General features: G+C 34.6%; 10 protein-coding genes. 2 read left to right on the top strand and 8 right to left on the bottom strand.

The features are described from left to right. The first annotated feature begins 694 nt into the window (after positions 1-694). Both PSF28_RS06690 and PSF28_RS06685 read left to right on the top strand, forming a co-directional pair. On the top strand, positions 695-1,036 hold the full coding sequence (locus tag PSF28_RS06690; RefSeq protein ID WP_241016812.1) for a helix-turn-helix domain-containing protein: 342 nt from the start codon (positions 695-697) through the stop codon (positions 1,034-1,036). A gap of 90 nt (positions 1,037-1,126) precedes the next feature. Then, a complete protein-coding gene (locus PSF28_RS06685) occupies positions 1,127-4,330 on the top strand; it encodes an ATP-binding protein (RefSeq protein ID WP_247605474.1) in 3,204 nt (1,067 codons plus the stop codon). On the opposite strand, the gene PSF28_RS06680 is transcribed toward PSF28_RS06685, so the two are convergent. The 8 genes from PSF28_RS06680 to PSF28_RS06645 all read right to left on the bottom strand — a co-directional run bounded on the left by PSF28_RS06680 (position 4,308) and on the right by PSF28_RS06645 (position 12,642). Then, on the bottom strand, positions 4,308-4,961 hold the full coding sequence (locus PSF28_RS06680; protein ID WP_206083458.1) for a response regulator transcription factor: 654 nt from the start codon (positions 4,959-4,961) through the stop codon (positions 4,308-4,310). The two genes, PSF28_RS06685 and PSF28_RS06680, sit on opposite strands and share 23 nt — an antisense overlap. A 68-nt stretch (positions 4,962-5,029) precedes the next feature. Beyond that, entirely contained in the window at positions 5,030-6,013 is a 984-nt protein-coding gene (locus tag PSF28_RS06675; RefSeq protein WP_210840181.1) for a fimbrial protein, read from the bottom strand. A gap of 3 nt (positions 6,014-6,016) precedes the next feature. Continuing rightward, entirely contained in the window at positions 6,017-6,742 is a 726-nt protein-coding gene (locus PSF28_RS06670) for a fimbrial biogenesis chaperone (RefSeq protein WP_109912634.1), read from the bottom strand. Positions 6,743-6,748: 6 nt separating this feature from the next. Further along, complete coding sequence (locus tag PSF28_RS06665) at positions 6,749-9,229, bottom strand: fimbria/pilus outer membrane usher protein (RefSeq protein ID WP_272684809.1); 2,481 nt, start codon at positions 9,227-9,229, stop codon at positions 6,749-6,751. A gap of 131 nt (positions 9,230-9,360) precedes the next feature. After that, complete coding sequence (locus PSF28_RS06660; protein ID WP_004258955.1) at positions 9,361-9,894, bottom strand: fimbrial protein; 534 nt, start codon at positions 9,892-9,894, stop codon at positions 9,361-9,363. A gap of 209 nt (positions 9,895-10,103) precedes the next feature. Continuing rightward, positions 10,104-10,412: a helix-turn-helix domain-containing protein gene (locus PSF28_RS06655; RefSeq protein WP_210840283.1), complete on the bottom strand. Its 309-nt coding sequence runs from the start codon at positions 10,410-10,412 to the stop codon at positions 10,104-10,106. A 508-nt stretch (positions 10,413-10,920) separates the two neighbouring features. After that, positions 10,921-11,907, bottom strand: coding sequence for a fimbrial protein (locus tag PSF28_RS06650; protein WP_272664396.1), 987 nt, complete (start codon positions 11,905-11,907; stop codon positions 10,921-10,923). After that, positions 11,908-12,642 (bottom strand): fimbrial biogenesis chaperone, encoded by a 735-nt coding sequence (locus PSF28_RS06645; RefSeq protein ID WP_272684808.1) that lies wholly within the window; start codon positions 12,640-12,642, stop codon positions 11,908-11,910. Between the last annotated feature and the right edge of the window lie 18 nt (positions 12,643-12,660).

Below are 12,660 nucleotides of genomic sequence, written 5' to 3'. Positions count from 1 at the left end.
GCCTTTACTCTCCTCTAAACACCTATTTCTCTATACTCTCTGTTTGCAATCTATGAGTAATAAGCCTATATACAGAATATAGATATAAAAATAACCATAAGCCAAAGTTCATTGACTTGACTTATACCAAATAATTAGAATGTAACTAGAAAAAGCCAAACGCTAAGGTTTATAACTAGATTATTATTCTCACCCTTTTCTCAATTTATCCATTAAACGGCTCTCACTCACTCTTATTACGTGTATTTACTGGCCTGTTGTCTCATTTAAGAACCTAAAAATAAGTTTTTATATTAATAGTTATTCAAATAAACCACTAAAAAACCATAATATCATTTTTTATTCCCATCTATTGAGCTAAAAAAATAATCAAATACAATATTAAACAATAAATAATAATAATTTGTAATGAGAATGTAACCAAGCCTTAATGCAATAAAGCCAACTAAACCTTACCGAGCAATTCACAATCAATGCTTAACATACTGTTAAGCAACAAAAATAGTTCTCTAAAATAAAAAGAAAATAACTATAATGTTTAAAATAAGACTCTGCATATGAACCTGAAATAAATGACTTAATATTATTTTTAATTAAGGAATACCTTATATTCTAAAATTTTATTTTTGCCATAATTTACTCTTAAAGATAAAAATAGTTTTATGAATCAATGATACTAGGGTCAAGTTTCCACATGAAAAAGAAAAAAGATACAACTTATTATATCAGCCAGCTAGTTGGTAAATGCTTACAAGAATACCGACAAGAGTTAGGTATTAGCGGTGAGAGCATTGCGAAAGAGCTAGGTATTAGCCAACAGCAATTATCTCGTTATGAACGAGGTGAGAATGCATTAACCGTAGATGTATTATTTAAATTTATTCTTATACTCGGTATTAACTTTCCAGATTTTTACCATAGGCTATTCTATATCGTTAGCCATCATCCTAAACTTTCACACCATATCACTAATTTAAATGGTTTTGGTTGGGAATTAGATGATTTGAAAGACTATTACAATTCAGCAATTGTCTAACCTTTGGCATAAAGAAATATTGTTTAATTTGTTTATTTTATATTATTATGAAAATTATGGAGTTTGCCTATAATCGATGAGAACAGCACTATGCCTACCCCTTCTCCGACTGCATTTTCAAGGATAACTCGCACATCAGGACGCACGAACAGCATACTCACTGTCGCCTTCCCTCTGTTGTTTATCCTAATAGCAACATTATTTTGGAGCGCAGAACGCATTGTCCAACAAGAAACTAAGCGGTTAGAAGTCGATTTTAGGTCACTAATAGGTTATATCAATGAGCAAGAGAAATTTTTAAGATCGCTAAATAAGCAAAACCAAGACCTATCAGAGCTAGTTGAAAGCCGAACTTATGCAATACAAGAGCAATCACTACCAACCAAACTATCATTACACCTACTCGAAGGCAAAGAGTCTTTAGTCGCAATGCCATTCACGCTAGCTTGTGATAAAAGTTTAGAATGCACCAAAGTGCCCAGCATATTATTTTCTCTGGGGGCTTATTTAGCTGATTATTATTCCACGTTTTGGGGGGGATCCTATTTCCCAGCCGCGGCTGTATTTTTTGTCAATGAGCACGACCAAATTAGTATTAGTGTGCCTTCTGTTGGCACTGTGTTAGGAAATGAATCCATATCTCCAAATTTATATTATTCCGTTATTGATAACGTCAGGAAAAATTTACCTGCTATCCATGCTCAGTTTTCAGAATCGCAACCGGCTGACTTAAAACAAATTATTTGGCTACGTCCAGTGCCTTTTGATAATATTCTCATCGGGATTATTCCAGCCGGTTTTGATGAACATTTATGGCAAAATGCTCATATTTCCCCTAAAAATATTTATGCGGTCAGTATGTTAAGCCAAGCTAGGTTAAGTGTGCTGGAACGAATGTTAAACCCCACACTCACACATCAATTTTGGCTAATTCATACAAAATATGGTCAGTTACTTGGAACAACCCAAGCGCCTGAGGAAGAAGCATTAGAAGGTATTTTTTATACCAAGGATGGCCTAGTTCTTAAGCTTTCATCTAAAACTGACGAATGGACGGGATATTATAGAATTAGTTATGCTGCTTTTTTTGAAGACAACCTGTGGTTTCCTATCAGCTTAGTTATTGCACTTTTCTTTAGTTTATTTTGTGGGTGGGGATACCACCGCTGGTACCAACGAAAAATTTTACAACCCGCAATAGACTCCCAACAAGCCATCTTAGAAAATGAAGCATTTAACCAAGCACTTATCGCAACAACACCTATCGGATTATGTGTAATAGATAAAGAAACCCAGCAGTTACGCTTCGCGAATGAGTTAGCTCGTTACTGGCTAAAAATAACCAATACAGCGCCCCCCCGCGACTCAAATGAATATAATGAATTACTCATCAAGGTTCTTTCTGACACAGAACACGTTAAAACAACTTTAAAATCAGGGGAGCATGTCCTCTATGTTGTGAGTACAGCAACTTATTACCAACAGCGTCCTGTTATTTTATGCGCATTTACTGATATTACCATCCAAGCAGAAACTGAAAAACAACTTGATGATGCTAAGCGGCTTGCAGAAGAAGCTAACCGAGCTAAATCGACATTTTTAGCAACAATGAGCCATGAAATACGAACCCCACTTTATGGCCTAATCGGCACGTTAGAATTACTCGCAAATACCTCTCTTTCACCTCAACAAGCTCATTTTATTGAGAGAATATCAACAACGTCCCAATTACTTATGCAATTAATTGGCGATATTTTAGATATTAGCAAAATAGAAGCTAATCAAATTCAAATCCATAATCAGCCATTTGATTTATTAGAATTAGTACAACAAACTGTTCAATTATATCAAGGTATTGCTCAGCAAAAAGGGTTACTCCTATTTGCTATTATTGACCCAAGTGTACAAGCAAATAGAATTGGTGACTCTGCTCGACTGCAACAAATCTTAGGTAATTTACTCAGTAATGCAATTAAATTTACCCACAGGGGTACGGTTACTATTGAACTTAAAAGAAGTAATAATAATATATTAATACGTGTCAGTGATACCGGTGTTGGAATTAGTCCTGAACAACAAATAAAATTATTTGAGCCATTTTATCAAGCTCATTCAGAAATTCATGCCTATGGCGGTACTGGCTTAGGCCTATTTATTTGCTCTAAACTTATTAAATTGATGGATGGGCAAATAAGCTTACAAAGTGAAACTGGGGTTGGTAGCTCGTTTCTCGTGACACTACCTTTAGCACTCGATATACAGCAACCACATTGGTTACCACTAAAAAATACCAATATTTGGTTACAAACCCCAAACCCATTATTGACTGAAAATATAACACAATGGCTAAAACGTTGGGGAGCTAATGTTTATTTCACAGAAAATAGCCTCCCCATAGATACCTCATCCGTTATTGCTGTCGGCATCTTAATTCCATCGTTTCCTCTGCCGACGCATTGGGATGGACAACAATGGGTAAGCCCTGAGATGAATTTTCGACTATCCGAATTAAATCAGCAGTTATTCTTACTACAAAATAATAAAGAACAGTTACCCCTTATTTGTCCAACATCTCGTATACAAACTCATATGCATAAATATCCGCTTCGCGTTTTAATTGCTGAAGATAACCCCATTAACCAAGTTGTTCTACAAGAGCAGCTTGAATTACTCGGTTGTAAGGTATTTATTGCCAATGATGGTGAAGAAGCGTTGGTAATTTGGGATAACGAAATTGTCGATATCATCCTTACAGACGTTAATATGCCCTATCGTAATGGTTATGAACTCGCACAACAGCTACGCAGTGAAGGTGAAACATGTCCGATTATTGGTGTTACTGCGAATGGATTAAAAGAAGAAGAAGAGCGATGCCTAGAATCTGGAATGGATTCATGGCTTGTAAAACCTATAGAGCTAGAAACCTTAATTCAATTATTCAACCGTTTATTCCCGATTTACTCCTCCTCAACTTTAGAAACGGCCTCCCTAAAAATGATTAACCCACTAAATGGAGAGGATAGAGAAAAAATTATTCATCATTTTATTACCGATATTGCTCAATTTTGCCGAGCTGTCGAAGATAATAATACTGATGAAATAAAGCAGTTATCCCACCGTATCCGTGGCGCATTAATTAGTGTTGAACAACGTGAATTAGCTAATGAGCTTCGGGAGTTTGAGGCATCATTAGATTCACAGGCATCAACACACATTGATACTCAGGTTAACCAGAATATCTGCAATCAATTAGCTAATTGGATAAAAAAAATCAGTCAAATAAATGGTGTGTAAGGCAATAACTGATTAACGCTTGATTATTATCAACACCCAATTTACGCATTGCTGCATTTTTCTGTAAGCTGATAGTTTTATCACTGCGGTTTAATTGCTTTGCAATATCAACAATAGGTTTTCCTTGAACAAAAAGGCGCAATACCTCAAGTTCACGAGGTGATAATGTCTTTACCCTATCATTTAATGTTACCGCATTACGGCTTTTTAATGTCGTTGTCATATCTGCAACAGGAACACGATATTGGCGGCCTTGCCCCGCTAATGTGATAGCCTTCATCAGGTCGCTTAATGGTGCCTCTTTTGACACCACCGCGCTCACCCCCGAATCATATAACATTTGTATAATCATTGGGTTAGAAACCATCGTTAATACAATCACAGCAATATTTGGGTATTGACGACGTAAAAATTGAATATAATTCTGGCCATCGCTAGATTGGGTATTATTAGGCATCATATAATCAGTTACGATCACATCAACCTCATTTTTTTTCAAGAAAGAAAATAGTTCAGCATCCTGAGTGTAGGCACCTAAAATTTCTAAATTCATTGATTGAGAAAGTGTATCTTTCAAACCTGAAAGCACAATGGGATGATCATCAACTAATACTAATTTGAGTTTTTTCATTTAATGATACTCAGCATCAGAATATGTATATTCAATATAACACCATAAAAAAATGTCAATTAACACTCTTAATATGAAACAACAACTCGAACTGTTTTAGAAAACGGACCTGAAGCGATGGTGCTGCCTGCAATCTTGCTTAATGTCGCAGTAAAAGGGACACTAATCGGTGATTGTGGCATGATTTCACCAATACTGTAACTTTCATTATAGTTAATATCAGTTGAATTACGGGTTAATAGCGTTTGTAATCCATTACCCATATCAAGATATTTTCCGCCTAGCACCGTATTATTATTGGGTTCAAAACGAACTGATATATTCAGTCCTGTTTCGCAGTCTTGTGGCACTGACATACCTAAATTAAAAGTTCGGCTAACCACATCTCCCGCATTCATTTGTTTAGGTGAAATCGTATCAAAGTTTACACTTCCCCCATTAGAAGCTGTGATATTCACCGCTGGCGCAGGGCAGAGTAAGGTTAAGTTACCTTTAATTCGCACATAAGTTGGTCCGCCTAAATCCTTACCTAAATAATCCACATGAGTTCCTAATAAAAATAACCCAGTATCAAAAGGTTTAAGAGCATTAGCCCCCTTGTAAACATAGAAGTTATACATAAAAGCAATATTACGTGTAATTCCTGTCTCTGGTTGACTCCAATACCCTAAATAAATATTCGGAACAGTTGGGTTGGTTATCGTTACTGGATTAGGAGATGAAATTGCATTTTGTTGTGTCACACTGACACCACTATTAATCAACAATGTTTTAATTGCACTTGGCATTGTATTCTTAAAGTAAACTGCATTAGCTGTGCTTGATGAACCAGTAAACTCACATCTCACTGATACATATGAGCTCATTGCTGATGTCAATAAGGTACCATTTGCAATTGAAGTACTACTATTTGTAATATCAAAGGTTAATTCTTGTTCTATAGATGTAGCTCCGGAACTCGGTACACAATTATTAACAGCAGCTACTGATTGAAAACTTAGCAAAAATAAAAATAATATAGCGAATGCATTTATTTTTTTCAAAATTAACATAACTTACCTCTTATCCTTTTCATTTGACAAGGAACAAGTTGTATTACATGTATATTTCAATAAGTTTGGTGTTCCATAATCATCAATATAAGTCACAATCATTTTTGGTGATTTCACTTGTTTATCTGATAGTAAATATGTTGCATTGCTATTTGGCTTCACGACAATTTCTTTAAAATCAGGAACTTTAGATTCATTATCATTAACATTAATCACAACAATGTGATAGGGAGTCGGGTTAGTTAATTTTAATGACTTTCCCACTTTCTCCACTTTCAACTCTTTTTGCCAATCATTATTAGGGTATTTTTTCAATTCACTCGGACGATAAAATAATTTAAAACGTGATTGAATGACAATTTCAACTGCATTTTCTAACTTAGTTTTCGGTGGAATGCCCAAGACATTAAAGTAAAATAATGACTCTTGGTTGTTCGGTATTTTCACATCATTTTTTGATAAACTAATTCTAACTTGCTTCTTTTGATTCGCTTCAACACGTTGTAATAAAGGCAAAGCAATCAGTGGTTCTGAAATTTTTTCGCCATTTTCATTCTCGATCCATGATTGAACTAAATAAGGATCTTTTTTATCAATATTTTCAATCACAACGCTAACACCTTTACTTGCTTCATCATAAATAACGCGAGTACGGTCAACAGAAATTGATGCATGTGTGTATGTGCTAATTAAAATTAAAGCACTCATTATTAATTTAAGTTTTTTCATAATTTTCTATTCTTTATTACAGGTTATATTCTTACTGGCTAAATGAGTTTGTTTACCTAGCATAATTCGACATGACTGGTCACCACTCCATTTAACTATTAATTGTTGGTCTGGCTGGAAGCCTGTTAAATAAACTTGCCCTTCCTCTGCAATCATTCCCAATACATTTTTATTATCAGAGCCATAAACTAAAGCACCAAATGGAGGCGTACTGCCGTCAGGGAATTTAATTGTGACTAACGCTTTTTCACCTACTAATGTATTGAGTTTTGAATAACCAACCGCACCATCAGTTAAATTTGATTCAATCACGCTGTCATCAATGCTGACATTGTCTGGTACATTATTAAGGTCAACATACTGAGTCGACCTATAATAGGTTGGAACATTACTAATTGCGGCTAAACCAAACCCATTCGTGACTGATTCATTTTTATTAATTGATACCCCTTTCGCCTTATCTGTATCAATAACCATACGAGCTTGGTTATCATAAACTCGTCGGTGTAAGACTGGGCCTTGGCTGGTAATGGTCAAAGAGCCGTCTAGAGAACCACTTAATGTATGGTAGTCTTCACCATACGACCCCGTTAGTTGTGCAGTACCATATTGCGTGTCACGATAAACGGATGCGTTCATTGCCGCATTTTCAAAAAAGTCTTTACTTGATAAACCTAAACTAACGTTATTATCATTAATTTTAGAGTTGTAATTAATATTACTATTATATTTCTTATCAATATCATTATAAGAACTAAAATATTGAATCCGTGAATTTCTTTCACCACCAAATGGGACGCTTAACGAAAGGTATGCTTGCTTAGAGCGTTTACCTTTTACGTAGCTACTTTCACCAATTGATAATGATAAAATCGCATTATTTATAAAACTTGTGTTTATTGTTTTATTAAATGATAAATTAAGAGTATTGTTATTTTTTGATTCTTTCCAATAACTTTCCCGAGAGTAACTTAAACTTATATCAGCCTGTAAATCAGGGAGTTGTTGTGTAAAAGAAGTCGTAAATACATTTTTCTGCCGATAATGTGGCGTTAACGGAGTTTCTTTTAAACTAATATAGTCATTCACTGACATGAAGCCTTCGTTAGAAAACTGATACCCTGTTAAATCCAGTCTACTCGAATTTGAAAAACGTTTTGCATAATTAATACGGTAACTTTCACCAGTATGTAAAGCGACATCCTGTAGTTGGTTTCTCGACTGTGTAATATCAAAAGATATTGCACCAAAGCGTTCCATATTTACCCCAACACCCGCATTATAGGCATGGTATTCATCATTAGAGGTTGCGAAAATACCACCAAAAATAGACAAATTGTTGAGGATCCCCCAAGAGGCTTCAGTTGATATAAAATCATCATTAATGTTTTTATATCCCATTGGGTCTAACCGACCTGCATTTAGTTTATATTGCACCATGCCTGGGCGTGTTAAAAATGGAATATTAGTCGAGGATACTTGGTACTCACGTATAGAGCCGTCTTCCTCTGTAATTTTAACATCAAGAGCCCCCGATAAAGAGGAACTTAAATTATCAATTGAAAAAGGCCCTGGTGCCACTTTCATTTGATTCAAAATACGTCCATTTTGCGATATAGTAACCGTCGCATTACTTGTCGCGGTTCCAGTAACACTCGGTGCATAGCCTCTTAGAGAAGCTGGTAACATGTTCTCATCAGTAAAGACACTAACACCGTTAAAACGTACAGAATCAAATACATTACTTACTGTATAATATTTACCCGCAAAAAATTTTGCAGATAAACTAGGTAAATCTGTAAATAAATAAGTTTGTACCCATTTAAAATTATCATTTTTATTATCATTAAAGTCTTTTTGGTATTGATAATTACTACGGACACGCCAACGCCCTACATTCGCACCAACAGAACCGAATGAGCTAAAATTATTAATGTCTCGAGTATTCTTATATTTAATATAGTTTTCAACAAGGTTGTAATCCAAGACGAGCGCATTAACCCCAACTTCCCGCTGCATAGGTGGAACCCAATTGTCATCAGAATACTGAAAGTAAGCTTGAGGTATTGAAAGCATTAACTCTTGCTTTTCATCATCGAATCTAGCCTGAATGTTTTTATCCTGTGATGCAAGGTCATAACACTGACCATTTTCCCATGTAGGCACTTCTTTAATAAAATCTTCTTTTAATCCAATAACTTCCACTAAGCCTTTAGAAATACAAGGTTGTATATTTTCATCTTTTCTTAAAAAATTTATTTGATCAAAATAATTAATTCTTCGACCATTTACCGATACATTAGAAAAATAAGAACCTTCACTAATTTTATTTTTCTCAAATGCACTTAAATCGATATTAGTATTACCCAAAATAGATAATGCGTCTTCATTAAATTGAACAGAATCCGCATTAACATAGTAAGTGTAAAACAATAAACTAGATACTAAACTAGTCACTATGTTTTTATTAAAATTGTTCTTTTTCATTAGCCGCAATATTCTATAATGGATTTATTGAATGAACTCATATAACTGAAAATGCTGTGAAGCAATTGCTATACACAGCATAATCAGCAAATATAAGATTTATTATTTTTTTAATATTTTTATATTAATACTTATTGGTAATCTAAAACGTAAGCGACTGTAGATTTAACAGAACCGGCTGTAGCTGCACCTAATGCCTGCATACGAGCAGATAAATTAATAACATTTGTTCCTGCATTTAAGCTTTGCTCAACAGTATCATTTGTTTTTAAATTTGTTCCACTTGCATTTTGGAATAACACACCAACATTGGTAGCAGTACCAGTACTTGCCCATAAGGTGCCTGCTGCATCCATTTGGCCAGTGAATTTAACTGTTACTTTAGAATAATCAGTACCACTTGCAGTAGGGTCCAAAATACAATCCGTTAATTCTAATGTAAAATCAACATTTGGACCTTGTGAACCAGCTGTTTGTAATGATGCCGCTGGAACAGAACCTAATTGAACTTCTTTGTTAACAGAAGAAGGAGCAATAGTACAAGCACCCGTATTCACTGTACCATTAAATTCAATAGTACCACTTCCTACATCCGCAGCGAATGAAGTTGATGCAGCAGTGAATGTTAATGCGATAATTGAAGATGCTAATAGCGTCTTTTTCATTTTAAACCCTTATTTCATGATATTATTAATATATACTAAGGCAATACCTTAGTTGGTACACAGTCATACCAATCGTATTATTGATATAACTAGAATTCAGTTAACTTTATTCGTATCATTATTTTAATGACTTGAGATGTCCGATAACATGTGAAGTAATATAACCACTAACATGAACCGTAAATATAAGGAGATCCTTAAAACAAATACTAATCTTCATTTTTTTTATTTTTTGAATAAAAACCATGACTTAATAATGAATTGTATTCAGAGGTCCAATTTTTTGATTGTTCTAAATCTATATCTTCAAGGAAATAATGAACACTGACTTTAAGGAAGTCTGCAATCATAACTAATGAATCGATATCTATTCTATTAATACCTCGTTCATAGCGAGAAAACTGTTGTTGACTAACATTCAAAGCCATTGCCACTTCAGTTCCCGTTAGTCCATACTCCCTTCTAAGCTTCTTTATTCTGCTCCCTACTATTTTGGCAATAGGATATCTAGCTGCCATTTTTATTTCCTTTCTGAAAAATACAAAGTAGATACTGAATAACATAAGAATAACTAACTGCGAGCAATACTAATTAAATAAAATAAAAATAACAAATTCACATACGAGTAATAAATAAAACAAAACATTAATTTTATTTATTAAAATATCTGATTTTTGACTATTAATATATGATTTACCCTTAATATAAGTAAGGTGTATGAAACATTGTCTAGCGAACTCATCATTTTTCGGGTAAATGCCATCATCAAATATGGTTACTTATCTCACATATCCTAAAAATACAGTTTTTTTATCTAACAAATCTTCAATGTGAAATGTTATCGATTAACCAAACGTTAACATTTTCTTTTTGATGGCATTTTATATCCCCAAGATAGAGTGAAACATACATCTATAAAATAATAAGACTTAAAGCTATAAATGGCTAAATTGATTGAAACCATGAAAACAAAAAAGCCCATCATATTCAATATGATGGGCTTTCATGAAATAAGATGAGGTAACGTTAACGGTATGAAAATAATACATTTACAGTATTACTAAATTGCCCTGATTTAATTGGATCATTACTTTTATTCGATAATTCAGCAGTATATTGGTAGCTTCCAGGTCGTTGCTGAGAAATTTGACCTTTATAGTAATACTGGTCAAAGTTGATTTCCTGTCCTAAATTTTTATCCGTAATTGCAATTTGTAACCCATTGTCAAACATCAAATATTTTTTATTCACAACACCACTGTTACTTTGAAAAGCCACGCTAACTTCAAGTGCCGCTTCACAAGTAGAAATAGGCGTTAACGTGATATTAAAATTCTCTTTAACCGTTTTACCATTATTGAATTGCTCAGGAGTAAGCTCTTTAAAATCAACGACTTTATCGCTCATTGTTACTATCGGAGTGGGACAATAGTTAACCAACTTCCCAACTAGACGGATAGTATATAAGTCTCCTATACGTTGCCCTACTCCATCTGTATGATAACCAACAACAAAATTTCCTGTATCAAAAGATTTTAGCTCACCATATCCTCTTTTTAGCGTAAACACATGCCATAACCCAATATTTTGTGTACCTACCCCCCAAGAACCTACTTCTAAACGCGGTGTGTTCGGTGCCGTAATCTCAACAACCTTGCTAAGGCTATAAGAATGTTGATAAACCTGAATACCACTAGATAAGAGATATGCCTTAGTCTGGGCTGGCGTTTGGTTATAAAACCAAATCGTTCTATCCGCTACAGATCCCGAAAAATTACATTCCCATGCCATCATCGAGCGTCCACTGCCTAACTCAGTGCCTATAGGAATAGGACCAGGAGTTGTATTCATATCAATCGATATCAAAGGTAGAGGAAACCAGGCATTCCCACTGCCAGGTTTACAATTTACCCCCGCATAAGACGACGCTCCTGAGAGTAATAATAAAGACCCTAATATGCCTTTAATCAGTCTTTTCTTGTGATCTTTTTTTGTATGATTAAAGCTTTTCATTTATTTTTTCGCCTGTGGCAATAACTGGCAAGACTGTGATGAATCACATTGGTATTTATTAAACTTTAACCCACCAAAGTCATCAATATAAGCAACCTCAAAACTGTTTAAAGATGCTTTTTTCAATGTGACAACTGCATCACTGAAAGGCGCAACAACAGTTTCTGGAAATTGGTTATCCTTGCTTCTATCCACATTAATATTCGTAACAATAATATTAAATGGTGTTGGGTTAGTTAATTTTAAGCTTTCCCCTTGCTTAGCGACTTTAAGATCCTGTTGAAAATCTTTATCCGCAGATAATGGGTAATTAATTCCTTTTGGGCGATAGAACAGTTTCAACCGTGATTGGATGGTAAACTGCACCACATTCGCTTCTTTGCCTTGTGGTGGGATTCCAAGAACATTGAAATATAATAAACTTTCTCTATCTTGCGGTAAGGTGTTCAGCCCTTCCATATGCGTAATTTTAATTTGTTTTTTCTGTAGCGGCCCTATTTTCTGTAAAAAGGGGAGTGCCACTAAAGAGTTTGTTAATTTATCGCCTTTGGCGGTTTCTATCCATGTCTGTGCTAAAAATGATGATGTTTTATCTTGGTTATCAACGACTACACTCGTACCGCCATCCGCTTGATTCAAAATAATACGAGTCCGGTCAAGCCCTAATACTGCTTGGGCTTGCGTCATTACGCCAGATAATAAAACAACCGAAATTACCTTTTTAAAGAATGTCATTTTTCACCCATTTTTTCG

Source organism: Providencia sp. PROV130 (genome assembly GCF_028482225.1).
Classification (GTDB): domain Bacteria; phylum Pseudomonadota; class Gammaproteobacteria; order Enterobacterales; family Enterobacteriaceae; genus Providencia; species Providencia rettgeri.
The sequence above is the reverse complement of the archived record's forward strand: the minus strand, read 5'-3'. Positions and strand labels throughout refer to the sequence as shown.

What these genes read in the sequence shown, in the direction of transcription:
- PSF28_RS06690 (WP_241016812.1), top strand. Translation starts at nt 695, where the DNA reads ATGAAAAAGAAAAAAGATACAACTTATTATATCAGCCAGCTAGTTGGT.
- PSF28_RS06685 (WP_247605474.1), top strand. Translation starts at nt 1,127, where the DNA reads ATGCCTACCCCTTCTCCGACTGCATTTTCAAGGATAACTCGCACATCA.
- PSF28_RS06680 (WP_206083458.1), bottom strand. Translation starts at nt 4,961, where the DNA reads ATGAAAAAACTCAAATTAGTATTAGTTGATGATCATCCCATTGTGCTT.
- PSF28_RS06675 (WP_210840181.1), bottom strand. Translation starts at nt 6,013, where the DNA reads ATGTTAATTTTGAAAAAAATAAATGCATTCGCTATATTATTTTTATTT.
- PSF28_RS06670 (WP_109912634.1), bottom strand. Translation starts at nt 6,742, where the DNA reads ATGAAAAAACTTAAATTAATAATGAGTGCTTTAATTTTAATTAGCACA.
- PSF28_RS06665 (WP_272684809.1), bottom strand. Translation starts at nt 9,229, where the DNA reads ATGAAAAAGAACAATTTTAATAAAAACATAGTGACTAGTTTAGTATCT.
- PSF28_RS06660 (WP_004258955.1), bottom strand. Translation starts at nt 9,894, where the DNA reads ATGAAAAAGACGCTATTAGCATCTTCAATTATCGCATTAACATTCACT.
- PSF28_RS06655 (WP_210840283.1), bottom strand. Translation starts at nt 10,412, where the DNA reads ATGGCAGCTAGATATCCTATTGCCAAAATAGTAGGGAGCAGAATAAAG.
- PSF28_RS06650 (WP_272664396.1), bottom strand. Translation starts at nt 11,907, where the DNA reads ATGAAAAGCTTTAATCATACAAAAAAAGATCACAAGAAAAGACTGATT.
- PSF28_RS06645 (WP_272684808.1), bottom strand. Translation starts at nt 12,642, where the DNA reads ATGACATTCTTTAAAAAGGTAATTTCGGTTGTTTTATTATCTGGCGTA.